Annotated in this window: 18 protein-coding genes and 7 tRNA genes; 24 read left to right on the forward strand and 1 reads right to left on the reverse strand. The window is 38.8% G+C overall.

Features of this window, described 5'->3' with window-relative positions:
• Window positions 1-48: 48 nt before the first annotated feature.
• The 18 genes from CBF35_RS14170 to CBF35_RS14255 all read left to right on the forward strand — a co-directional run bounded on the left by CBF35_RS14170 (window position 49) and on the right by CBF35_RS14255 (window position 15,615).
• Window positions 49-121, forward strand: a tRNA-Lys gene (locus CBF35_RS14170).
• 12 nt (window positions 122-133) lie between these two features.
• A tRNA-Leu gene (locus CBF35_RS14175) sits at window positions 134-215 on the forward strand.
• Between the two features lie 20 nt (window positions 216-235).
• Window positions 236-308 (forward strand) — tRNA-Thr (locus CBF35_RS14180).
• A gap of 47 nt (window positions 309-355) precedes the next feature.
• Window positions 356-427, forward strand: a tRNA-Gly gene (locus CBF35_RS14185).
• A gap of 36 nt (window positions 428-463) precedes the next feature.
• Window positions 464-549: transfer RNA gene (locus CBF35_RS14190), tRNA-Leu, on the forward strand.
• Between the two features lie 11 nt (window positions 550-560).
• Window positions 561-634, forward strand: a tRNA-Arg gene (locus CBF35_RS14195).
• A gap of 18 nt (window positions 635-652) precedes the next feature.
• A tRNA-Pro gene (locus tag CBF35_RS14200) sits at window positions 653-726 on the forward strand.
• Between the two features lie 157 nt (window positions 727-883).
• Complete coding sequence (locus tag CBF35_RS14205; RefSeq protein ID WP_126782388.1) at window positions 884-1,354, forward strand: CtsR family transcriptional regulator; 471 nt, start codon at window positions 884-886, stop codon at window positions 1,352-1,354.
• A gap of 5 nt (window positions 1,355-1,359) precedes the next feature.
• Complete coding sequence (locus CBF35_RS14210) at window positions 1,360-3,846, forward strand: ATP-dependent Clp protease ATP-binding subunit (protein WP_126782390.1); 2,487 nt, start codon at window positions 1,360-1,362, stop codon at window positions 3,844-3,846.
• A 156-nt stretch (window positions 3,847-4,002) separates the two neighbouring features.
• On the forward strand, window positions 4,003-4,926 hold the full coding sequence (locus CBF35_RS14215; RefSeq protein ID WP_126782392.1) for a peptidase U32 family protein: 924 nt from the start codon (window positions 4,003-4,005) through the stop codon (window positions 4,924-4,926).
• Window positions 4,927-4,935: 9 nt separating this feature from the next.
• On the forward strand, window positions 4,936-6,183 hold the full coding sequence (locus CBF35_RS14220) for a peptidase U32 family protein (RefSeq protein WP_126782394.1): 1,248 nt from the start codon (window positions 4,936-4,938) through the stop codon (window positions 6,181-6,183).
• 94 nt (window positions 6,184-6,277) lie between these two features.
• A complete protein-coding gene (locus CBF35_RS14225; protein WP_126782396.1) occupies window positions 6,278-6,565 on the forward strand; it encodes a hypothetical protein in 288 nt (95 codons plus the stop codon).
• A gap of 143 nt (window positions 6,566-6,708) precedes the next feature.
• Window positions 6,709-8,052, forward strand: a complete 1,344-nt coding sequence (gene gorA / locus CBF35_RS14230) for a glutathione-disulfide reductase (RefSeq protein ID WP_126782398.1) — start codon at window positions 6,709-6,711, stop codon at window positions 8,050-8,052.
• A gap of 143 nt (window positions 8,053-8,195) precedes the next feature.
• A complete protein-coding gene (locus tag CBF35_RS14235) occupies window positions 8,196-9,611 on the forward strand; it encodes a cytochrome ubiquinol oxidase subunit I (protein WP_126782399.1) in 1,416 nt (471 codons plus the stop codon).
• A 1-nt stretch (window position 9,612) separates the two neighbouring features.
• On the forward strand, window positions 9,613-10,626 hold the full coding sequence (cydB, locus tag CBF35_RS14240) for a cytochrome d ubiquinol oxidase subunit II (RefSeq protein WP_126782401.1): 1,014 nt from the start codon (window positions 9,613-9,615) through the stop codon (window positions 10,624-10,626).
• Window positions 10,627-10,631: 5 nt separating this feature from the next.
• Entirely contained in the window at window positions 10,632-12,377 is a 1,746-nt protein-coding gene (cydD, locus tag CBF35_RS14245) for a thiol reductant ABC exporter subunit CydD (protein WP_126782403.1), read from the forward strand.
• Window positions 12,370-14,130 carry a thiol reductant ABC exporter subunit CydC gene (gene cydC / locus CBF35_RS14250; RefSeq protein WP_126782405.1) on the forward strand — a complete coding sequence of 587 codons (1,761 nt, stop codon included), beginning with the start codon at window positions 12,370-12,372 and terminating at the stop codon, window positions 14,128-14,130. Before cydD ends, cydC begins: the two co-directional genes overlap by 8 nt.
• 165 nt (window positions 14,131-14,295) lie before the next feature.
• Window positions 14,296-15,615 (forward strand): coiled-coil domain-containing protein, encoded by a 1,320-nt coding sequence (locus tag CBF35_RS14255; RefSeq protein WP_126782407.1) that lies wholly within the window; start codon window positions 14,296-14,298, stop codon window positions 15,613-15,615.
• A 34-nt stretch (window positions 15,616-15,649) separates the two neighbouring features.
• Here the strand turns inward: CBF35_RS14255 and CBF35_RS14260 are convergent, their stop codons facing one another.
• The gene (locus CBF35_RS14260; protein WP_126782409.1) at window positions 15,650-16,627 is read right to left on the reverse strand and encodes a polyprenyl synthetase family protein; all 978 of its coding nucleotides are present in this window, start codon (window positions 16,625-16,627) and stop codon (window positions 15,650-15,652) included.
• Between the two features lie 163 nt (window positions 16,628-16,790).
• Between CBF35_RS14260 and CBF35_RS14265 the strand changes: the two genes are divergently transcribed.
• The 6 genes from CBF35_RS14265 (at window position 16,791) to CBF35_RS14290 (ending at window position 25,252) form a co-directional block, all read left to right on the forward strand.
• On the forward strand, window positions 16,791-17,693 hold the full coding sequence (locus CBF35_RS14265) for a prenyltransferase (RefSeq protein WP_126782411.1): 903 nt from the start codon (window positions 16,791-16,793) through the stop codon (window positions 17,691-17,693).
• A gap of 152 nt (window positions 17,694-17,845) precedes the next feature.
• On the forward strand, window positions 17,846-19,756 hold the full coding sequence (locus CBF35_RS14270; RefSeq protein WP_244922612.1) for a heavy metal translocating P-type ATPase: 1,911 nt from the start codon (window positions 17,846-17,848) through the stop codon (window positions 19,754-19,756).
• A gap of 674 nt (window positions 19,757-20,430) precedes the next feature.
• Window positions 20,431-23,148, forward strand: a complete 2,718-nt coding sequence (locus CBF35_RS14275; protein ID WP_126782415.1) for a MucBP domain-containing protein — start codon at window positions 20,431-20,433, stop codon at window positions 23,146-23,148.
• A gap of 32 nt (window positions 23,149-23,180) precedes the next feature.
• Window positions 23,181-23,510: an LPXTG cell wall anchor domain-containing protein gene (locus tag CBF35_RS14945; RefSeq protein ID WP_170174820.1), complete on the forward strand. Its 330-nt coding sequence runs from the start codon at window positions 23,181-23,183 to the stop codon at window positions 23,508-23,510.
• Window positions 23,503-24,309 carry a WxL domain-containing protein gene (locus CBF35_RS14285; protein ID WP_126782417.1) on the forward strand — a complete coding sequence of 269 codons (807 nt, stop codon included), beginning with the start codon at window positions 23,503-23,505 and terminating at the stop codon, window positions 24,307-24,309. Before CBF35_RS14945 ends, CBF35_RS14285 begins: the two co-directional genes overlap by 8 nt.
• A 118-nt stretch (window positions 24,310-24,427) precedes the next feature.
• Window positions 24,428-25,252 carry a WxL domain-containing protein gene (locus tag CBF35_RS14290; protein ID WP_126782419.1) on the forward strand — a complete coding sequence of 275 codons (825 nt, stop codon included), beginning with the start codon at window positions 24,428-24,430 and terminating at the stop codon, window positions 25,250-25,252.
• The last annotated feature ends 182 nt before the right edge of the window (window positions 25,253-25,434 follow it).

Here is a 25,434-nt window from a genome sequence, read left to right on the forward strand (position 1 = left end):
TGCCTTACAAGCAGAGGGTCAGCGGTTCGATCCCGTTAACCTCCATTTGATTCGTTAGCTCAGTTGGTAGAGCATCTGACTTTTAATCAGAGGGTCACTGGTTCGAACCCAGTACGAGTCATTAGTAGATCTTGCGGGTGTGGCGGAATTGGCAGACGCACTAGATTTAGGATCTAGCGCTTAACGGCGTGGGGGTTCAAGTCCCTTCACCCGCACTTTCAGAATTTTTAAATTAGCCGGCTTAGCTCAGTTGGTAGAGCATCTGATTTGTAATCAGAGGGTCGAGGGTTCAACTCCTTTAGCCGGCATCTAGAGAGTTTAGGCTCTTTTTTTGATTGTTAGCTCATTGTGAGATGCGAAAGTAGTTCAGTGGTAGAACACCACCTTGCCAAGGTGGGGGTCGCGAGTTCGAACCTCGTCTTTCGCTTTTTATGAAAAGTATTAAGAAGTCCAGTTATATTCAGCCGGGGTGGCGGAACTGGCAGACGCACAGGACTTAAAATCCTGCGGTAAGTAATTATCGTGCCGGTTCGATTCCGGCCCTCGGCATAGTACAAGTCGCACCCATAGCTCAATTGGATAGAGTACCTGACTACGAATCAGGCGGTTAGAGGTTCGACTCCTCTTGGGTGCATGACCGTAAGGTTATTTACGGGAAGTAGCTCAGCTTGGTAGAGCACTTGGTTTGGGACCAAGGGGTCGCAGGTTCGAATCCTGTCTTCCCGATCAAATCACAAAAAAATTTTGGGACCGTAAGGTCTTTTTTTTATGTTCTTTTTTAAGTAAAGCGTATGATTGAAACCAAACTTCTTTCCCTTTAGTCTGAAGTTTAGTATAATTATGGTCAGAGATAGTCAAAAGACAGATAAGAGGTGTCATTAAAATGGATAATCAAAACATTTCTGATCTCATAGAAGAATACTTAAAAGAAATTTTACTAGAACAAGAAAGAATTGAAATAAGACGAGGGGAAATGGCCAACCAGTTTAGTTGTGTACCTTCGCAAATTAATTATGTCATCAATACCCGCTTTACTGTTGCTCAAGGTTACAGCGTTGAGAGTAAACGTGGTGGTGGTGGCTATATCAGAATTCAAAAAGTGAATTTAAACAACCATGGTGAACTAATTTCGGCTCTCTCAGAAGTCGTTGGGACATCATTGTCTCAAAAGGACGGCGTTGCAATTTTACAGCAACTATATGATTATGATATTATCAGCCAAAGAGAGGCTAGTTTAATCGTTGATTTATTAAGTAACGATGTCTTACAAAACGAATTGAATTGTGAAAAAGAAACTCGAGCTCGTATGCTGAAAAGGCTGTTAGAACGTCTACGCTACGAAGAAAAGGAGTAAATTAAATGGATGAATTATTTACAGGAAAAGCCAAAGCAGCCTTAGTGATTGCTCAAGAAGAAGCCAAAAGTTTTCGTCATCAGTCAGTAGGTTCAGAACATTTATTGTTAGCCTTAGTGATTGAAGAAGGGGGCATTGCTGGCAAACTATTACGCCAAGCCGGTGTCAATGAAAAAGATGTTAAAGAAGAAATTGAAAAATTAACTGGTTACGGTAAAGGGAAAAAAATTCCTTTAGAAATTTATTTGCCTTATTCACCACGAGCCAAAAAAATTCTCGCCTTTGCTGGGGATGAATCAAAACGGCTTGGGGCACCAAATGTCGGAACAGAGCACCTCTTACTAGGATTATTAAGAGAAGATGATATTTTAGCGGCCCGAATTTTAGAAAGTTTTGGTTTAGATTTGCCAAAAACCCGCCAATTAGTCTTGAAAAAAATCGGTGTGACCGATGTTAAAGGGAATAAACAAAACATGAAAAAAATGGCGAATCAACCTCGTCCAACGGAGGAAGGGACGCCAACCTTAGATTCACTGGCTCGTGATTTAACGCAGCTAGCTCGTGAAGGCAAGATGGACCCAGTCGTTGGACGTCAAAAAGAAGTTCAACGTTTAATTCAAATTTTAAGTCGGCGAACAAAAAACAATCCGGTTTTAGTTGGTGAACCTGGTGTTGGTAAAACAGCTATTGCCGAAGGTTTGGCTCAAAAAATCATCGCAGGTGAAGTTCCTGAAGAAATGACTCATAAACGTTTAATGATGTTAGATATGGGCTCAATGGTTGCGGGAACGAAATACCGTGGAGAATTTGAAGACCGCATGAAAAAAGTGATTGATGAAATATACCATGATGGTAATATTATTTTATTTATCGATGAACTTCATACCTTAATTGGAGCCGGTGGTGCAGAAGGGGCAATTGATGCTTCGAATATTTTGAAACCAGCCTTAGCCCGTGGAGAATTGCAAACAATCGGTGCCACAACCCTTGATGAATACCAAAAATATATTGAAAAAGATTCGGCCTTAGAACGTCGCTTTGCCCGAGTAGTTGTTGATGAACCTTCGGCGGAAGAAGCAGTTGAAATTTTGACTGGTTTAAAACAGCGTTATGAAGAACATCATAAAGTTGAAATTACTGAAGAAGCGATCCAAGAGGCAGTTAATTTATCGATTCGTTATATTAACTCACGTCAATTACCAGATAAGGCAATTGATCTAATTGATGAATCGGCGGCTAAAGTTCGTCTTAGTCATGCTGACAAAGCTTCACCACGAACAGTCCTAGCTCAAAAGTTAGCAGAAATTGTTAAAGAAAAAGAAGCGGCAATATTTGCTCAAGATTTTGAAAAAGCCGCAGTTATTCGTAAAAAAGAAAAGAAACAAGAACAAAAATTAGTGACGTATGATGAAAAATTGCAAAGCCAAGGTGAGACTTATGCTCATCAAGTAACTGGGGAAGACATTGCTGGCGTAGTTTCTCAATGGACGAGTATTCCTTTACAGCAGCTTGAGAAAAAAGAAAGTGATCGCCTGTTAAAACTTGAGGAAGAATTGCATCAGCGAGTAGTTGGTCAAGATGAAGCCGTGGGCGCTGTCTCTCGGGCAATCAGACGCGCTCGTAGTGGCTTGAAAGATCCTAATCGACCAATTGGCTCATTTATGTTCTTAGGGCCAACTGGTGTCGGTAAAACGGAATTAGCGAAAGCTTTAGCCGAAGCGGTTTTTGGTGAAGAGGATGCGTTAGTCCGTGTTGACATGTCAGAGTTTATGGAAAAGTACAGTACCTCACGTTTAATTGGTTCGCCTCCGGGTTATGTTGGTTATGATGAAGGTGGTCAATTAACGGAAAAGATTCGTCAAAAGCCTTATTCCGTTATTTTATTAGATGAAGTGGAAAAAGCCCATCCAGATGTCTTTAACATTTTGTTACAAGTCTTAGATGATGGTCATTTAACTGATTCAAAAGGCCGTAAAGTTGATTTCCGTAATACTATTTTGATAATGACGTCAAATGTTGGCGCAACAGCTTTAAAAGATGAAAAATCAGTTGGTTTTAACGTGTTAGACATTAGTCAAGACCATAAAGCTATGCAGTCGAAAATTATTGAAGAACTTAAAAAAGCTTTCCGACCTGAATTCATTAACCGGATTGACGAAACAATTGTCTTCCGTTCACTAGTTAAAGATGAATTAAGAGAAATTGTTAAGATTATGAGTCGTTCAATTGTCAAACGTCTCAAAGAGCAAGAGATTGACTTGAAATTAACGGCTGCTGCCTTAGATGTAGTTGGTAAAGCAGGCTTCGATCCTGAGTATGGGGCACGACCGATTAAGCGGGCGTTACAAAAAGAAGTTGAAGATAAGTTAAGTGAGGCGTTACTTGCTGGACAAATTAGTCCTGGTGATAAAGTGACTATCGGGGCTTCAAAAGGTAAGATTTCTTTAAATGTTGCTGAAAAAGCCCTTGATAAAAAAGCACAAAAGGTTTAGACTAGAGATAAGAAATAAATACACATTCATAAGTTGGTAGGTGCAAAACCAAGGCGCCTACCAGCTTTTTCTGTATTTTATTTGTGAAAACAAGTTCAAACTTATGGTTTGTTCTTGTGAAATATTATTTAATTACTGTAAAGGGAGGATTTAATTGTGGAAATAGAAATTACCGCCACTGTCGAATCACTGAAACAAGCACGAGAACTAGTTGAGACAGGTATTGATTATTTGTATTTTGGAGACGAAGAATTTTCTTTAAGGTTACCTAAATACTTTTCACGAGATGAACAAAAAGAATTGGTGAAACTTGCACATGAACACGATAAAAAAGTCACTGTTGCTGTCAACGGCATCATGCATCAAGAAAAGATGAATGCTGTACCAGAGTACTTGGATTTTTTAGCCGACTTAAAAGTCGATCGAATTACTGTTGGAGACACTGGGGTCATCTTTGTCCTGCAACGAGATAACTATCAGTTACCGTATATTTACGATGCTCAGACCTTAGTTACCAGTGCTCGCCAAATTAACTTCTGGGCCAAGCGTGGAGCCATTGGGGCAGTCATTGCTCGAGAAGTTCCTTATTTGGAATTAGCAGAAATGATTAAAACTTTAGAAATTCCAGGAGAAATCTTAGTCTACGGCGCAACGTGTATTCATCAATCGAAGCGACCGTTAGTTGAAAACTTCTTCTCTTTCGTGAAAGCCAAAGACGATGTTAGTAAAGAGCGGGGCTTGTTTTTATCAGAACCTAAAAAACCAGATACCCATTATTCTGTCTATGAAGACACTCACGGTACCCATATTTTTGCTGATAATGATGTTAATTTAATGTCAGAGCTGACAAAACTAGTGGAGCTTGGTTATGGCCAGTGGAAATTAGATGGTATTTATACTCCAGGAACTGATTTCGTAGAAATTGTTAAGTTATTTGTAGTAGCTAAGGAAGCTTGCCAATCAGGTACTTGGACGTCAGAGCTTGCCGAAAGTTTATCAAAAAAAGTCATCGCGTGTCATCCTCAAGAACGGGCCTTAGATACTGGCTTTTTCTTAATGGACCCCGCTGACGTGAAATAGGAGAAAAAAATGACTAAAACTAAAACAGCGTTAAAACGACCTGAAGTTCTAGCCCCAGCTGGCACTTTAGAAAAATTAAAAACTGCCATTCATTATGGTGCTGATGCCGTTTATATTGGTGGGGATGCTTACGGCTTAAGAAGTCGGGCAGGTAACTTCACCTTTGAAGAAATGGCGGAAGGTGTTGCTTTTGCTCGTCAACATGGGGCAAAAGTTTATGTCGCAGCTAATATGGTTACCCATGAAGGGGATGCCGATGGTGCTGGTGAGTTTTTCCGAACACTGAGAGACATTGGCATTGATGCAGTAATCGTCTCAGATCCAGCTTTAATCGAGATCTGTGCTACTGATGCGCCGGGGCTAGCGATTCATTTATCAACCCAAGCCTCAGCGACAAATTTTGAAACTCTTGAATTTTGGAAAAAAGAAGGCTTAGAACGGGTGGTTTTAGCTCGGGAAGTTTCTATGGCCGAAATTGCTGAAATTAGAAAAAATACCGATGTGGAGATTGAAGCCTTTATTCATGGGGCAATGTGTATTTCTTACTCAGGGAGATGTACTTTATCCAACCATATGTCGAAAAGAGATGCTAATCGTGGGGGCTGTTCCCAATCATGTCGCTGGAAGTATGATTTATTTGATATGCCAGTAGCAGGGGAACACCGTAGTTTATTAACGACTGGTGAAATTGAAGACGAGGCCTTTTCAATGAGTGCTGTTGATATGTCGATGATTGAGCACATTCCAGATTTAATCAAAAATGGTGTAGATAGTTTTAAAATTGAAGGGCGCATGAAATCCATTCATTACGTTTCAACGATTGCGAATGTTTATAAGAAAGCCGTTGATAGTTACATGGAAGATCCGGAAAATTATGAATGTCAGCAAGAATGGGTTGACGAGCTTTGGAAAGTTGCTCAACGAGAATTAGCGACCGGTTTTTATTATCAAACCCCAACGGAAGAGGAACAACTTTTTGGTGAACGCCGCAAAATTCCTGTTTACAAATTTATTGGTGAAGTCCTTGCTTATAATGAAGAAACTAAGATTGCAACGATTCGCCAACGGAATCATTTCCGCCTAGGGGATGAAATTGAATTTTACGGACCTGGCTTCCATCATTTCGAACAGAGTGTTGAGAAAATGTGGAATGAAGAGGGGGAGCCAATTGAAAAAGCTCCTAATGCTATGATGATTTTACAAATGCCAGTGAAAGAACCGGTTCAAACTGGAGACATGATCCGGAAGAAAAAATAATTTAAATAAAGAAATAGCTAAGAGCAGTGAGGCAGCTTGCCAAGTTCTTAGCTATTTATTATTTGGACATAATAGTTAAGAAAGGCGGAAGCCGATGTCAATGTCAGAAAAGCAAAAGTTACAGAAAGAGAATCGGCAAGAGTTGTGGATTGCTTGTCGATTTGGGTTAGGAGGGGGCGCCTTTCTGTGTCTCGCCATCTTATTTAGCCAAGATTTCAATGAACTAGTAGGTAGTAAAGGACTGATTGGTTTAATTTATTGGTTGTTTGGTGCCAAAGGGACAATTATTATTTGCAGTTTTTTAGGAATGAGTTGTCTATTTTTGTTTGTTAAAGGCGGGATTGTTTATTTGAGGGGACGTGATGAACTTAGAAATAATTAAGAGCCAGCTGATAGGTTGTTAAGGATTAATAAGTTTGAACTAAAATTAAGAAAAAATCTGTGATTTTATAAACAAAATAATTGCCTTTTAGGCTAGTTTTTTCGTATACTGCTATAAGGAATGACGAGGGAAGGAAGGAAATAATGGAAAAATTTGATTATATTGTCTTAGGTGGCGGCAGTGGTGGCATTGCCTCAGCTAATCGGGCCGCCATGCATGGTGCCAAAGTCTTACTAATTGAAGGCCATGAACTTGGGGGAACTTGTGTTAATGTGGGTTGTGTCCCTAAGAAAGTTATGTGGTCGGCTTCCCAGCTACGAGAAAGTTTATTAGCAGATGCTTCGAGCTATGGCTTAGATGTGACGCTAAATAGTTTTGATTTCAGTCAATTAGTAGCTAACCGTGAAGCTTACATTCAACGTTTACATGGCATTTACGCCCAAGGCTTAGCTGGAAATGGTGTGACAGTTGTTAAAGGCTATGGTCACTTTGTGAGTGAAGATGTTATTGAAGTCAATGAGCAGCAGTACACTGCGCCTCATATTTTAATTGCAACAGGTGGTCAGACTAAGTATCCAGAAATTCCTGGCGCTGAATTGGGAATTGATTCTGACGGTTTCTTTGCTTTAGAAGCATTGCCTAAGCGGGTAGCAGTTGTTGGGGCAGGTTATATTGCAGTAGAACTGGCAGGCGTATTAAATGGCTTAGGTAGTGAGACGTATTTAACTTACCGCCGAGAGACACCACTGCGAGAGTTTGATCATGACATTGTGGCAGCTCTTTTAGATATTTACGCTCAAGAAGGAATTAATCTGCGAAGTCAATCAATCCCGGAATCAGTTATAAAAAATCAAGATGGTTCTTTGACCTTAACCTTTGAAAATAAGGAAGAACTAATCGTTGATCAAGTGATTTGGGCGATTGGGCGTCAACCAAACTTAGCTAAGATTGGTTTAGAACAGACATCAGTTAAGTTGACTGCTAGCGGTCATATTCAAGTGGATAACTATCAAGAGACGACTCAACTAGGGATTTATGCAGTGGGAGATATTATCGGTAAGATTGATTTAACGCCAGTGGCGATAGCTGCTGGGCGGAGATTATCAGAACGGCTATTTAATGGTAAAACCGATGAACACTTGAATTATGAAACAATCCCAACTGTTGTTTTTAGTCACCCGCCAATCGGCACAATCGGTTTGACGGAAGCTGAAGTTCGGGAAAAACACCCTGAATCAGAGATCAAGATATATCGTTCACAATTCAATCCGATGCAATACGCCTTACAAAAACGTAAAATTAAAGCAACGATGAAGCTGGTTTGTGTTGGTCCAGATGAAAAAATTGTCGGCTTACACGGCATCGGTATGGACGAGATGCTTCAAGGCTTCGCTGTGGCAATTAAAATGGGAGCGACTAAGGCAGATTTTGATAACACTGTCGCTATTCATCCAACAGGTGCTGAGGAATTTGTAACCATGCGTTAAAGCATGAAAGTTTGTGAATATCCTTATTTGCATAATTATGGTTAATTTCCATGGATATTTTCTTTTTCCATGGTTATAGACTATAATAGTTGTGTAATGATAATAATTCTATTAACGAAAAATACCAAAAGGAGGATCTTTACATGGATATATTAACATTAGCTAGAATCCAGTTCGGAATGACCACTGTGTTTCATTTTCTTTTCGTGCCATTATCAATTGGTCTAGGACTAGCAGTAGCTATCATGGAAACAATGTATGTTATCAAAAAAGAAGAAATATACAAAGACATGACGAAATTTTGGGGGAAAATCTTCTTACTTAGTTTCGCTGTGGGAGTCGTCACCGGGATTATTCAAGAATTCCAATTCGGAATGAACTGGTCTGAATACTCACGCTTTATGGGGGACATCTTTGGTGCGCCTTTAGCAATCGAAGCGTTACTTGCGTTCTTTATGGAGTCAACGTTTATCGGTCTATGGGCATTTACTTGGGATAAAGTCAGCCCGAAAGTTCATTTAACATTTATGTGGTTAGTTGCCTTTGGGTCAACAATGTCAGCATTGTGGATTTTAACAGCTAACGCCTTTATGCAAAATCCTGTTGGTTACGAAATTAACACTGCCACAGGTCGAGCTGAATTAAACAGTTTTGGCGCATTATTAAAAAATCACCAATTATGGTTAGAATTGCCCCACGTAATTTTTGGTGCTTTTGTGACCGGTGCGTTCGTAATTATTGGTTTATCAGCTTGGAAAATCATGCGTAAAGAAGACATCGAGTTCTTTACTAAATCAATGAAAGTTGGTTTAGTCTTAGGCTTTATCTTCTCAATTTTAACAATGGCAATGGGTCACGCTCAAACACAAGCCGTGATTGAAGATCACCCAATGAAATTTGCCGCTATGGAAGGTATCTACGAAGATGTGGAACAGCCAGCTCCGTGGAAAGTTGTCGGTATTATGGATAACAAAAACAAAAAAGAAGGCCCAATGATTGAAATTCCTTATATGTTATCAATGTTAGGTAGCTCACATGAAGGTGATTTCAAAGGGATGAATACGTTGAATAAAGAGATGAAAGAAAAATATGGTGATCTTTATGGCGCTGAGTTTAGCGAAATGGATTACTATGTACCAGTTAATCTTTTATTCTGGAGCTTCCGTGTCATGGCTGGATTTGGAACATTAATGGCGTTACTATCAGCTGTTGTGTACTTCTTCTTGCGTAAAGGCAAATTCTTAGAGATGAAATGGCTACAAGTCATCTTAGTTGCTTGTACTTTTGCACCATTTGTTGCCAATACATCAGGTTGGTTAATTACTGAAATGGGTCGTTTCCCGTGGACAGTTTACGGTTTATTTACAATCGCAGACAGTGTCTCACCAAACGTCACAGCGAATCAATTACTCTTCACTAACATTATTTACTTTATGTTATTTGCCTTACTAGGTGGCGTCTTAGTCTTCTTAGTTCAAAGAACAACTAAATACGGCCCTTATGCTGAAGACAAAAACGCAACAACAACAATCGATCCATTAGCAAAGGAGGCATTCTAATATGAGTATGCTACAGTTACTTTGGTTTATCGTGATTGCTGTGCTCTTTATCGGTTTCTTCTTCTTAGAAGGCTTTGACTTTGGTGTCGGTATGGCAACTAAAATCTTAGCTAAAAACCGTCAAGAACGGGAAGTCGTTATGGCATCAATCGGTCCTGTCTGGGATGGGAATGAAGTGTGGTTAATTACAGCTGGGGGAGCGTTATTCGCATCTTTCCCAGAGTGGTATGCCTCGTTATTTAGTGGTTACTACATTTTACTCTTCTTAATTTTATTCGGTTTAATTCTACGTGGGGTGTCATTTGAATTCCGTCACCACATGGAAACAGACCGTGGGCGTAACATTTGGGAGTGGGCCTTATTTATCGGAAGTACTTTAGCGCCATTCTTATTCGGAATGATGTTTACAAGTATGGTTCGTGGAATGCCAATTGCCGCGGATAAGAATATCTATGCTAGCTTTGGGGATTACGTTAACTTATTCTCAATCGTTGGTGGGGTAGCTGTTACTTTAATTTGTTTCATTCACGGTTTGAACTACATCCGTCTGAAAACTGATGGACCAATTCGTCACCGTGCCGCCCTTTATGCAAAACGTTTATACCCAGTATTATTTGCTGGCCTAGTTGTTTTTGCATTATTAGTATGGCGTGAGACAGATTTCTTTGACAAACGTCCCGTTTCAACTTTAATTATTTTAATTGCAATTGTATTAGCAGCAGTCGTTGCAACATATGGTTCATTAAAAGACAAAGAACTACTGTCATTCTTAGCGACAGGTGCTGTTTTAGCCGGCGTCGTCATCTTATTATTCAACGGATTGTTCCCTCGAGTAATGGTAGGTAATGCCGATGCAGTAAGAGATTTATTAATAGTCGATGCTTCAAGTTCTCCTTACACCTTAAAATTGATGACAATTGTAACGGCGATCTTACTGCCATTTGTTTTGGCATACCAAGCATGGTCATACTATATTTTTGGCAAGAGATTGAAAGCAGGAAAAATAGAGGGATAATTCTAATGATAGATAAAAAGATTTTTAGAATCGATAAAATTAAACCTGTATTTATCGGGCTTGCAGGACTAGCTGTCCTGCAAGCTCTTTTAATTATAGGGCAAGCGTATTTCTTATCAAAAGGTATTAGTAGTTTGTGGAATGGGGCCACTTTAGCGTCACAACTGCCTCATATTGGTTTATTTTTCACTTGTTTTATGTTCCGCCAAGTCAGCAACTTTATTAAAGATAAGTGGCTAGACGGTTATGCTTATGAACAATCTAAAATTATTCGTCAACAATTACTAGCAAAAGTTTTTTCTTTAGGACCGAACTTTGTCCAAAAAGAAGGGACAGGTAATATGGTAACGATGGCGATTGAAGGAATTAGTCAAATCGAAAATTACATCACGATTATTTTACCAAAAATAACTAACATGATGATTATGCCCTGGGTAATCGCAGCTTTCGTCTTTACCCAAGATATCCGTTCAGCAGTAATTTTACTCTTAGTGTTCCCAATCATTATTATTTTTATGATTGTCCTAGGCTATGCTGCACGGGCTAAGGCTGATAAACAGTACGAAGGCTTTCAAATTTTAAGTAATCACTTTATTGATTCGCTACGAGGGTTAGAAACCCTGAACTTATTAGGTTTAAGCAAACGTTATGGTAAGAACGTCTATAATGTCAGTGAGAATTACCGTAAAGCGACGATGAGCACCTTAAAAATTGCGATTCTTTCAACCTTTGCCTTAGATTTCTTTACGACTCTGTCAGTGGCAATCATTGCCCTGTTCTTAGGGTTGAACTTAATTAATGGTCACATGTTGCTCTTCCCAGCTTTAACAGTCTTGATTTTAGCGCCAGACTTCTTTTTACCCATTCGTGATTTTTCGAATGATTATCATGCCACATTAAATGGTGGCAATACCTTAAAAAGTATTTTTGCTGTCTTAGATGCAGAAGAAGCCGGTGTTAAAGAAGAGTTAACGATGAGAGAAGCTTGGTCAGCAACAAGTCAAATGACTTTAACTAATTTAGGCGCAAGCTACTCGAAAGAGATTGCTAAAAATGCCATTGATCAAATTGATTTCAAGTGGCAAGGCTTTGGTAAAATCGGTGTAGTAGGTTTGTCTGGTTCAGGGAAGTCAACCTTTGTAAAAACGATTGGTGGCTTTTTAAATCCGACACCTAGCAGTCAAATTGAGATCAATCACCAAAATCTCTCAAGTTTACGCCAAAAAGATTGGCAAAACCATTTGTTCTACGTTCCCCAAGACCCGTATATTTTCCACGGTAGTTTTAGAGAAAACGTGGCTTTCTATGTGCCAACGGCAACGGAAGCTGATATTTTAGAAGCTGTTGAACAAGCTGGCTTAAATCAGCTCCTAGACGAGCTAAAAGACGGTTTAGAGACGATTATCGGTGAAGGTGGACAAATGCTAAGTGGTGGTCAGATGCAACGTGTGGCCCTTGCTAGAGCCTTTTTAGACAGTACCCGTAAAGTCTTACTGTTTGATGAACCGACTGCTCACTTAGACATTGAAACGGAAGCCGAGTTAAAAGGAACTATGTTGCCCCTGTTAGATAATAAACTCGTCTTCTTTGCAACTCATCGCCTTCACTGGATGAAAGAGATGGATTATATCTTAGTCTTTGAAGATGGCAAAATTGTTGAACAAGGGACTTATGCTGAGTTAACGAGCCAAAATGGCTATTATCACAGTTTTGCTGAAAAAATTGTTGGAGGAGGGTTAAGTAATGAATAAAATAGATGAACAAAAACCTCTCTTACTAACAAAAGAAGACACTTGGGTCCGTCCCTATTTTAGTAAATACCGCAAACTCTTAGTTTTAGTTTTATTTTTAGGTTTGATGACCTTTTTTGCTGGTAGTGCCTTAATGTTTACCTCAGGCTTCTTAATCAGTAAGTCAGCGTCACGACCGTGGAACATCTTAGCCGTTTACGTGCCGATTGTCTTAACTCGTGGTTTCGGAATTACCCGGCCATTATTCCGCTATGCGGAACGCTTAGGCAGTCATAACTGGGTTTTAAAAATGACGTCGGATATTCGTTTAAAACTGTATCAAGCTTTGGAATCACGTTCTAGTCGTTCGAAAGAAGAATTTCAAACCGGCAGTATTTTAGGGATCCTAGCGGAAGACATTGAGCACATTCAAAACTTGTATTTAAAAACAATTTTTCCAACCTTGATTGGCTTATTATTGTACGCCTTGATTATTATTGCTTTTGGCTTTTTCTCAATTCCTTTTGCCTTACTATTGTTATTGTTGATGGGCATTATTATTGTTGTCCTGCCGTTAACTTCAGTGGCAGTGAATCGGGCTAAAGTGTATCGACGGAAACATCAACGCCATATTTTATATAATCAATTAACTGATTCGGTTTTAGGCGTTGGTGATTGGCAATACAGTGGTCGTTACGAGGAGTTTTTATCTCGTTACAACGAAGCGGAAACCTCAGTTAGAAAAGAAGACATTAAGCTTAATAAATACAGTCGCTTCCAAGACAGTTTGATTCAATTAGTCTTCGGCGTGATCGTGGTGGCGATATTCTTGTGGGCAGGGACTTATTTTAATAATGGTGACCCAGCGCGCTTGAACTGGATTGCAGCCTTTGTCTTAGCAGTCTTTCCTTTAATGGATGCTTTTGCGCCAATTAGCCAAGGGGTGACGGAGTTTCCGATGTATGAAGACTCTGCTCGTCGCTTAGATAGTTTGCCACAAGTCGAACCTGAGTTGGCAGCTGATCAGGAGGCCGTTACGACCTTGCCTGAAACTGTCAGCATTGCCTTTAAAGATGTGAATTTTAGTTACGATGAAACGAGTAAAATGATTTTGAAAGATTTCTCTTTAGCAATTCCTCAAGGCGAAACACTAGCGATTCTCGGCAAAAGTGGCACAGGTAAAACAACCTTGTCGAAAATTTTACGAGGGGATTTAGTGCCACAAACGGGGACAGTCACAATTGGCGAAGAGCCAATTGCTAATTTCAAAGAGATGGCTGGTTTGATTGGTGTCTTAAATCAAGCACCTCATTTATTTAATACAACAATCTTTAATAACGTCCGCTTAGGTAATTTAGAAGCAACCGATGAGGAAGTTTATGACGCGATTAAGCATGCAGGCTTACAGCCAGTGATTGATCAGTTGCCGGCTGGTGCTGATACCTTAGTCGAAGAAAGTGGCAAACGTTTCTCTGGTGGTGAACAACAACGAATTGCTTTGGCGCGAATTTTATTACAAGACACGCCGATTGTGATTATTGATGAACCAACGATTGGGTTAGATCCAGTGACGGAACGTGCCTTATTGGAAACAGTCTTTAATGTTTTAGCAGACAAAACAGTTATTTGGATCACCCATCACTTAATGTCTATTGAATCAGCTAATCGCGTGATTTTTCTTGAAGAAGGTCAGATTATGATGGATGGCACGCCAGCAGAATTAAAAGCAAGTGATTCTCATTATCAACATTTGTTAAGTTTAGATTTCAATTAAAAGTTAAAAAAGCAAGTAACTCTAATGTTACTTGTCTTTTTTTACTGTAAAAGGGTAGTTTATGCTGAAGAAAGCTTTACACTGATTCAATAAATGGGTAGTATAGTAAGAGACTAGTCTTTTAACTTAAAGTCACAGTTCAAAAATTGGAGCTATAAAAAACAAATGAAAATAAAAGAAAATAACGAAAGGAGCCCACTCTTGCAACCAATTATTAATATTAAAGCGCGGATTTTTAAAGAAATATCAACGCGAAATGATCAAAATTGTGTCATATTAAAAGAATCCCAAGTGAGTTATCGCAAACTGACTCAATTAACATTGTTTTGTAAGCAGCAGGGTATCCCGACGGAATTATTTGGCCCAGCTTGTTATTTATTTATCGACTATTGGCCACGCTTTTTTCCTTATTTTGATTTACATGAAGCTTACTATGAATATAGTGAAGCTGGCGATTTTGCGTTGACGATTTGTTACTATAAAAAACCTAATCGTTTACGAGGGCAAACCCGTAATTTACGAGAGAAATCACCTAATTTATTTGCTGTTTGTTTGCGAGAAGTCGAATTGAAAAAAGTGGCACGGAAAGATCAAGAATTATCAAATCGCCAAGATAAAATTGTCAAATTAGAAGAGAAATATAAGTTTCTAAAGAAGAGTTCCAAAGAAGACATTAAAGAAAAAAAGCACCACCTCAATGTGGTCCTGTCTAAATATGAAGAAGTTGAATTAGAAAAACAAGTCTTAGCCCAAGAAACGACTTATAAAGCTCAAACAATTGAAACCTTACAAGAAGTGTTAAAAGAATTAGAAACTGAATTAAATACTGTTAAAACAGAGCTGAAAGAAGAGCAACAAGCAAATCAAACAGCTCTTAAAAGCTTGCAACAACAAGTCAAACCGGCTGACGTTACTAGTTTAGTCACTGAGCGACTAGATCTTGAAACAGTGTCGACTGCGATCACGCCTAGTTGGGAATCTCAAACGCGAGTTAAGCGAACGAAAGAACCATTAACCGAAACAAAGGAACTAATTTCTAAGTCAGAAGCCTTTATTAAGGAAACAGATCCGACTGAAAAATTAGCTTATCAAAGAGAGTTTGAACGACAGATTAAGGAACGTTTTAGAGAAGCTCAGCGTCCTGCTGGCAATAGCAAAGTTCGCATAGCTGAAGCAGACTTGGCAGAACTTAAATACCAGCTTAAAAATTTAAAAAGTAGTTGGGATGAGTTACCGATGATTGATTTAACTGAGTTAGAAGTTATTTTTTTTGAATGGTGTCAGTTATACATCGATCAGTTAGATGAATTTAAAGAAGAACTAACAGCGCGAATCAAACGAGAAGTCTTGCGTAAAGGCAGCTATTTAACGACGAAAGCGATGCTCCATAAGTTACAAGGCTATAGCTTACTCTGTATTTATATTGAAGAAATTATTCATTTGCAAGGCAGTCGTCAACTGGATTTATTAATTGGAAGAGACTAAAAAAACAATCACTGAATATTCAGTGATTGTTTTTTTAGTCAAGGCGCTCTAGAAGCTCCTTAGTGATAGTTTTAATAATAAGTTTTTCAGGGATATTTGGTAGTTTATCAATTTCTTTTAAGGCTTTGTTAGTATAGCGCTGAGCTAATTTTTTTGATTTTTCTAAGCCTTGGTATTTATTAATATTAGCTACGATTTGTTGAACATCGGCGTCACTTAGTTCTTCTGAGGATTCTAAAATCTTAAAGGCTTGGCGGTTTTCGGCCATTGCGTAGATTAAAGGCAAGGTGTAATTACCATTGCGGATATCTTCAAGAATCGGTTTATGTAAGTCCGCTTCAGTGGAAGAGAAGTCTAAAACGTCATCTAAAATTTGAAAGGCCATCCCAATTTGATAACCAATTCGTTGGGCTAAAATTTGGACTCTTAAAGAAGCACCTGAAAAGTGAGCCCCTTGGTAACAGCTTAATTGAAATAACTGAGCGGTCTTACCTTGAATGTGTTGAATGTATTCTTTAATTGTAATTTTAGGGTTGTTCCGTAAATGCATTTGATCAAGCTCACCAATTAAAATCTTTTTCATGTTTAAGGCGTTGATTTCTAAAGTGGCAGGGTCTTTTGTCGAAACTGCAAGTAAATGAAAATAAACAGTAAATAAAAAGTCGCCAGCGTAGACAGCAATGTCTTTGCCGTAAGTTGCTTGAATTGATGGGGTGTCTCGACGGACTGGTGAGTCATCAATAATATCATCATGAATTAAAGTCGCGGCATGTAAAATCTCAAGGGAGGCAGCATATTGATATTTCCTTTGCTCCGAAGGGACGTCACCAAAAGCCGTAAATAATAGAAAATAAGCTGGTCGGAGTAACTTACCACCGGACTGGAAAAAAAGCTGTAAGGCAGCGGTCATTTCCTTATTTCTAATATTGACTGATTTAGTCATGATTTTTTGAGTTTCAATCAACTCTTGTTGAATTTCTGGGTAGTTGTTCCATAAGGGATGAATCGCCATTTTAGGCCTCCTGCACTATTCTTTACACTCATTCCAATTTAGCTTAAAATTGAGATTGTGTCAATTGTTTAAGACATAATCTTTTGGGATATTTGAGATTTAAGTCATAATCAATAAAATGAGCTATAATATAGTAATAATTAGGAAAAAGAGGAAGAAAAAAATGAGTTTGAAAGTTTTTGCAGAGTTAGTTGAATTAAAGGCCAAAACAGCCAGTGTCTTTCCGTTTGTGTTAGGGATGGCTTATAGTTGGTTTCATTATCGCCAAGTTCACTTAGGAAAGATGCTTTTTTTCTTTGTGGCAATGTTTTTATTTAATATGGCAGTCGATATTTTAGATAATTATATGGATTACCACAATGCGACAGATCTGCATGACTATAAGGAAGAAACTAATATTATTGGCCGTGAAGGTCTCTCTTTATCCTTAGTTAGAAACATCATGATTAGTTTTATTGTTATTTCAGCTAGTATGGGGATTTATTTAGCTTCTCAAACGAGTTGGGTCGTTTTATGGCTAGGAATTATTAGTTACTCAGTGGGGATTTTTTATTCAGCAGGACCGAAACCGTTATCAAGTTTACCTGTTGGCGAAGTCGCTTCAGGCTTAGCAATGGGTTATGTGATACCCTTGATTTGTGTTTATTTGAACGTTTATGATGTTCAAGCTTTCACTTGGTCCTTTGCAGGAGCTGTTTTCGTTATGGCTCTACCGGCTGTTTTCGCCATCGCCAATTTAATGTTAGCCAACAACACTTGTGATTTAGAAGAAGATTTGTTAAATAATCGGCGGACCTTAGTTGCGTATATTGGTAAACCCGCAGCGATTAACCTTTTTTGGTTTTTAGCAATTACCCCTTTCGTAGTGGCAACTTTAGCCGTCTTTACTAAATTAATCCCTTGGACTGTCTTAGGAATTTGGCTGATTTTCCCTATTATTTGGAAAAACACGAGTCAGTTTGCCAGACGCCAAAATAAATTAACAACCTTTCCTTTAGCTATTAAAAATTTAGCCCTAACAGTGATGTTATATGCGGTGCTGTTTGTCATAGGAGCGGTACTGTAAAAAGAAAAGAAGCTGCAACTTAAGTTGCGACTTCTTTTCTTTTTTTTGTGATTGCACTCTTTTATCAAATGTTGTATACTTAACATATGAACAAGTAAACATATGTGTATATGACGAAAATAAATAATTTTTTTGAGAGAGAAGGAATTCAAATGGCACAAGGAAAAGAGCATAATCATCAACATGATCACAATCACGACCACGATCATGGAAAATTACCAGTTGTTTTATTTTTCATAGGTTTAGCAGCCTTTATTGGAGCCTTATTAATTGGGGCAGGTCTGTGGCAAAACATCTTATATGTCGGGGCGATGTTAATGTCTGGTTATCACATTATTGAAGAAGGGATTAGTGATACGATTCATTTAACTAAAGAAAAAGGTAAGTTTACTCCTAACGTTCACATTTTAATGACTTTAGCAGCTTTCGGCGCCTCATTAATTGGTAATTTTGAAGAAGGTGCCCTCTTGATTGTGATTTTTGCGGCAGCTCACTTTTTAGAAGATTACGCTGAAGGCAAAAGTAAACGAGAAATTACCAACTTACTAAAAATGAATCCTACGGAAGCGCGTTTAATCCAAGAGGATGGCTCAACTAAGATTGTTGAAGTCGCCTTGTTAAAAATTGGCGATGAACTCCAAGTACTTAATGGTGACCAAGTGCCAACAGATGGGACTATTTTAACTGGTTACTCAGCGATTGATGAGTCAGCGATTAATGGTGAAAGCATGCCTCAAGAAAAAACTGTTGGGGATAATGTTTTCGGGAGTACGATTAATGGCAATGGCACGTTTACGATGAAGGTCACTAAAGATAGTAAAGATACGTTGTTTGCTAAGATCATCCAGTTAGTTGATCAATCACAATCTAACTTAACGAAAACCGCAACAAAAATTCAACAAATTGAACCAACTTACGTTAAAATGGTCCTAGTTCTCGTGCCATTGTTCATCTTAGGGGGACCCTTTATTTTTAGTTGGACGTGGGGGGAAAGTTTTTACCGCGGCATGGTGATGTTAACAGTAATGTCTCCTTGTGCGTTGGCAGCTAGTGCTGTGCCAGCTACTTTATCAGCGATTTCTAATTTAGCTAAACGTGGGGTTTTATTCAAAGGTGGGTCATATTTATCGAATTTAGCCGATATTCAAGCCGTAGCTTTTGATAAAACCGGTACTTTAACTGAAGGGAAACCCCGAGTTACCGATGTTTTATTTACAAATGAAATGGCCGAACAACAAGCCATTGACTTGATTGTTGCTATGGAGAAAACCGCCAATCATCCTTTGGCTAATGCCATATTGGAGCAGTTTACAGCTGTTGAGGAATTAACCTTAGAAGTTGAAAATGAGATTGGTAAAGGCTTAGTTTCAAAAGTAGCTGGTAAAACTTACCGGATTGGTAAACCAACTAGTTTTGACCAAGTGCCTCAAGAGCTCCTTGAAGGCAATCACCGCTACGCTGGTGAAGGAAAAACTGTTGTTTATTTTGGAAAAGATGAAGTCGTTGTTGGCTTAATTGCCATGATGGATGTTCCTAATCCCCAAGCTAAAGGGGTTATTGATTACTTGAAACAGCAAAAAATACACACAACAATGATTACCGGTGATTCTGAAAAAACCGGACAGGCAGTTGGGAACTTATTAGGCATTGATCAAATTATTGGTAATGTCTTACCTGAAAATAAATCAGCAATCGTTGCTCAGCAACAACAAGATTACGGAGTCGTAGCTATGCTTGGTGATGGTGTCAACGACGCCCCAGCCTTAGTCACAGCAGACATCGGGATTGCCATGGGCGATGGTACGGATATCGCAATTGATGTGGCAGATGCGGTTTTAATGAATAATGATTTAACTAAACTAAGCTATGCTCATAAAGTAGCTAAACGTTTAGATAAGATTGTTTGGCAAAATGTCTACTTTTCCATGGGGATTGTTCTTTTATTAGTGATCTTAAATGTTCTAGGTAAAATGAATTTACCTTTAGGAGTAATTGCCCATGAAGGAAGTACGTTAGTCGTGATTTTCAATGGCTTAAGGTTGTTGATACCCATTAAAGAATAGTGATGCCATCCCATAATAAAACCTAAGACTACTAGGAGAAGTAGGAGACATACAACTATTCACAAGTTTGTCTTAAATACTCAAGGGCCGTGACGATTAGTCAACGGCCTTTTTGGTTTAATGATTTTTGTCGTAGTAGTGTAAGATTAAGTTAAAAGAGATTGAACTGAGGGTTTGGAATACTAAATATTAGTAATTCACTTTATTTTATTGAGGAGTACTATTTGTCGGAAATCACTCTGAAAAGACTCAAGCTAAGGTGAGTTAGAAGGAAAGATAAAAGTCTTGTAAGAAGGGTTGATATTTTTTGAACGCTGTTTAATAAAGTGTTATTTGAACGGATTGTAAGGAGAAAACTCTTTGTTTATAAGGATATTAGCATATTAATATTATTAAAAAACGATAATTAATGGACACATTAATGAACGTTATGATATACTATGCTAGTAAAGTCAATTTATTGACACGAATATTGCAAGTTAAAATCATCTGATTTTAAGGCTGAAATATGCATGAACAAATGGTAGAAACGACTGATTTGAAACAATAGCTTGAGGACCACATGTTTAGTTTAGACCTCGTTTTTCATTCGTAAATAGAACCTTTAAAATAAAAGTTAGAGACTTCGAGCTTAGGGCAGAGCGAAGTAACTAAGAATGCAAAGGAGAGATTAAATGAAAGTGAAGTGGCAACAATTGCTGACAACATCACTGATCTTAAGTTGTTTTACGTCAAGTGCGTTGATGCCGACGAAAGCGTCAGCCCAGGAGACACTAACAGTGAGCAGCTCTGGGGAGAATATTTCCTCAACAGAAGCAACAGAAACAACCGGAGAAAGTAGCGAAAATTCAGGCACAGAAGATTCGAAGTTGATGACGACCCCGATTAAAATCGCTAACCAGTTTTCAGCCGGAATTTCCCCTAATGCTAAATTTACTGGTACTGTTGGTAGCCACCCAATTCTTGAAACATTTGGTGACGTGGAGGGCGAAGGTGTATTAGCCAATGCCAAACGGGATGTTGGTCAATACAAAGTTCTACCATTCGAGTCGGGCTCAACACCAGGGCGGCAAATGGCTATGAAATTAGGCAATTTTCAATTTAATAGGAAGGCTAACTATCCCAATGACGGTGTTTCAGTTAGTAGTTTAGTATACGAAAAAGCAATTAATTATGATCGTGACCGGGAGTTGCCTTGGAGGTCAGTATTTATGGACACAGCCAGTGTTGGTGTCTTAAGCAACAACGGCACCTCGTTCCTTGATATCAATGCTAGTAGTGTCAAAGAAGGTGTAACTCGTTCAAGGGAGTTGCCAGGGAAAGACTCTCGGAGAGCTGAGGAAAACCAAAGAACCAAAGGAATGCTTGTTGGACAAGCCGGTAGTGAGGGTGCTAGCACTATGAGTAAACTTAATAGCATTCATTATAAATGGTCTTTTAAACCAGAAAATAGTAGTGGAGGTGGCCTTGCTTCAGGGAACACTGCAGGAGATGCCGTGGTCTTAATGAAGATGTACCACAGCCCTGATCCGAAGGTGCCGTATTCAGTAGCATACGGGGCCCATGTTTTTAAGAGTAAGAACCAATCAAGCAGCGGACCAGTTGACTTACTAGGTTATGTCAGAATTATTCAACAACCGGTGAATGACGAAGGACGAGTGAGAATAACTTACAGTTATGTTAATCTCACTAATGATAGTGCTCGTGCATATTCGGCATTCTACATGAACTACACGAGTATGTTAGATGACACACGGTCTAAAGGCGATAATGTTGGTGAATACTTTAGCCGAAACATCGTTGGCACCGAAGGGGTTGGTTATGCCTACGTGATTTATCGTGATGACTATCCGATATTGCCTGATGGACGGGAGGTTAATCCACCGACAGGCCGTTATGTCAAAAAAGCTTACGGAAACAGTTCATTTAACCTAGGAATAACGCCTAGTGATCCCGGTAAGAACAAACCTTTTGCCAATAAAAATTTAGGATACGTAGGAAAAAAACAAGAAACCTCTTTTGGAGAAGTCGCTAGCTGGGATTTAGATGTTCAAGGCTTTAATATGTTTACCTTGAAAGTACATCATGTCTATAAAGATACAGGTAGACCTTTTAAACCGACAGAAACGTCCTCTTGGCTTTACGGTGATGAGTACAAAACACAACCTAAAATCGATAGCATTTATCGTGCAGCGAAGCCATACCCTGAAAATCAGAACGGTAAGTTTGTCAATAAAAATATTGAAGTGACTTATGAATACGAATTGATACCAACCCATGGAGATGTCCTTACGCACTACAAAGATATCAATGGCAATGAAATTAGTTCATCTAGCAAACATACCGGTAAAATTGGCGGGGCGAATTATTTAGCGAAGCCAAAAGCAATTGATGGTTATGTATACGTTAAAACAGCCGGCACAGAAGATGTCAATGTTGACGTTAAAATTGAAGAAGAGACACAGGAAGTTACTTTTACTTATATGAAAACAGAAGACATTTTCACCTTAAAACAAGAGGTAGTTAACAGTTCCGACGAATCAATTAATGAAGGTCAAGCGAGACAAGGGGAGCCAATAAGTTATCGAGGGACTTTAAATACTGCGAAGGAAATTAAAGATCGAGGGTATGCTTATCAATCTGCTGATTTCAATTTAGATGTGGATCAAAACTTAGAAAACATCGAAAGCATCGAGCTAAAGGATTCTGAAGGCAATATAGTTGGAAGTGGTAATTATGATTCGGAAAACAATCAGTTAACTGCAGAATTAACGAATCAGCAACTCTTAACTGAAAAAGATATTGTATTAACTTATGACGCTACCGTTAAAATGTCTGCTAAGGTAAGTGATGAAATTAAACAAAAAACAAAGGCTGACGTAGTCATTACTTTCTCAGAAATCACTTCTAAAGTTATTAAAGAAGTTTCAAATGAAGTAACAACAACAATCGAGTCGGGTCAACTTGAGTTGATCTCTGCTCCTCTAGAAGTTAATTTTGGGCAAATTGATGTGATTGACTTTCAAAATAAAATTGGCACAGACAAAACGAATGTCAGTCAGCCCTTAAGTGTCGTAGATAAACGAGTAACACCTCAAAAATGGGAAGTTGTTGCGGAAGTAATTAAAGACATGACAAATGGAGATCATGAACTGACGGGAGCTTTGAAGTACCGTTATAAGAATCGCGATTTAACTTTAGGCAGCAACGTTAAAATAATATATGAAAATGACGGATCCGCTGCAGGAACTGAAGTTAACATTACGGATACCTGGGGGACTGACTCCTTAGAAAATGGTTTGAAATTAAACGTTCCACCGACAGAAGTCCCAAAAACTACAGGTAACTATGAAGGAATAATCAAGTGGACATTACGTGAAACAATCGAATAAGAAGTGAAAGTAAGAAGGAGGGGGTCAAAGAGATGAAAGTTTTTTTAAAAAGAGTTAAGACTTACCTGCTAACGAGTAGCTTGTTGTTACTAGTATTAGTACCTGTAACGAGTGTTTACGCCAACGAAAAAGGCGAAGCTGGCCAGACCGGTGAAGTTGAGTTTTATTTAGAGAGTAGCTCGGATATACCAAAGCCAAAACCTAAACCAAAGCCAAAACCAGAACCAAAACCAGAACCAAAACCGATCATCAAGCTGCCCCAAACCGGTAATCACAAGACTGTTTTACCAGTCTTGCTCGGTGGTGCCTTATTGATTACTAGTAGTGTCGTTGTTTTAGAGAGGAGGAAGTCCTATGAGTAAGCTCAAGGCGAAACATTTAGTAGTTGCAGGACTTCTTCCACTGCTGTTAGTTAGTCTACCAAAAGAACATTTTGGTGAAAAAGTAACGGAACTACCGAGTAAAGGCTCGATTCAGTATGAAGGCGCCGATTGGGTCACAAAACCTGTGGATCCTGAAGAACCAGATAAAGAAGTTGAGCCAGGCGGGGAAATCGTTAAAACCGAAGGACCTTTAAGATTGGACTTTGTGCCGCAACTAAATTTTGGTGCTCAAGCAATTTCTAAAGAAGACCAAATGTACTATGCCAACGCTCAATTGTTTAAAGGTGAAACACCAGCCCGAGCCAACTATATTCAAGTCACCGATAGTCGTGGGTCTTTAGCAGGTTGGGAATTGTCCGTTCGTCAAGAACATCAATTCAAAAATGACAGTACGAAAAACAAAGAATTAAAAGGTGCGATCTTATCCTTTGATAAACAATGGGCGAATTCAAGTTTTAGTAAAGATTATCAACCAACGATTGTCAAAGATGCGATAAAAATCGCCCAAATTGGAACGACTTATCCGATTGCCATTGCTGAACAAGGCAAAGGGGCAGGGACGTGGACCGTTGAATTTGGTTCTTCAGGCTCAGTTGAAGGGATTGAAAACACCTTAACCCCGATTCTGAATGCTGATGGCAAACCTTTAACGGATGCCACAGTGGAAGACAAGCCGATGTATAAAAACCAAGCGATTTCATTGTTTGTACCGGGAGCAACCTTAAAAGATCCGGTCAAATATACAACGACGTTAACGTGGACAATCGCTGAGTTATAAAAAGTAACTACCTTGTTCGAACCGGGAATAACGTTAAAAGGGCCGGTACAAAATGGAATGCTAATTTGGCTGAACACCAAGTTGACATAAATAAAAAACCTATAGGAGGAATTTCATAATGAAATTACAAAAATTTACATGTGCAGCAGTTCTAAGTGCATTAGTCTTAGGAGCGGTAGCACCAACAGCATTAGCAGCAACAGAAGAAGCAAACACACTTAACGGTAAAGGTACGATTCAATACATCGAAAATGATGATTCAAACAACGATGGCAACGAAGTAGTTGACCCAGAGAAACCAGATGAAAAAATTGATGTAGAAGAAGAAGAAGGAACAAACAACAACACTAAAAAAGGAACACTACGTGTTGATTTCGTATCACACTTAGACTTTGGTGCAACAAACAAAATTAAAACAGGTGCTGGCGAATACTTTGCATCACCAACAGTAGGAACAAACAAAGATGGTGATGAAGTTAAACGTGGTAACTTCGTACAAGTAACAGACCAACGTGGTGATGGCATTAAAGGTTGGAAATTATCAGCTAAAGTAACAAGCCCATTCACAAACACAGCAGGTGATGTTTTAAACGGTGCGAAAATCACTTATTCTAACCCATTTGTTAACAGTGACCAAACAGATAAAGGAAACTTACCAACACCAACATCATCAGTTGTTTTAGATACAACTGGCGCAACAACTAACTCAGAAGTAATGTTAAGTGCTGATGCAGCAACTAAACAAGGTTGGGGAGCATACACAATCGAATACGGTCGTCCAGCTTTAGATGGAGACGATAAAGTTGTTGAAGATGGAACAACAGGAGTTATTACACAACCAACAATGGCAGAGTCAGTTAAATTAGACGTGCCAGCCAACACACCATTAAAAATTGGTGATGCTTACCAAGCAACAATCCTTTGGACAATTGCTGAATTATAAGAAACAGTAGAGTACTGATAGTACTTAAAATAAAATAAAAAGAGGGGGCCGTGACTAAACTGTACCCTATAGAATGGACACGAAATAAAAAGCGTGCCTTCTGTAGGGTATTTTTGTATGATAAATAGAAAAGGAAGTGACACAAATGGGAATTAATAAGTTTACACCGCAAGAGGTGACAG

The organism is Vagococcus salmoninarum (genome assembly GCF_003987495.1).
In the GTDB taxonomy this organism is placed as follows: Bacteria; Bacillota; Bacilli; order Lactobacillales; family Vagococcaceae; genus Vagococcus_D; species Vagococcus_D salmoninarum.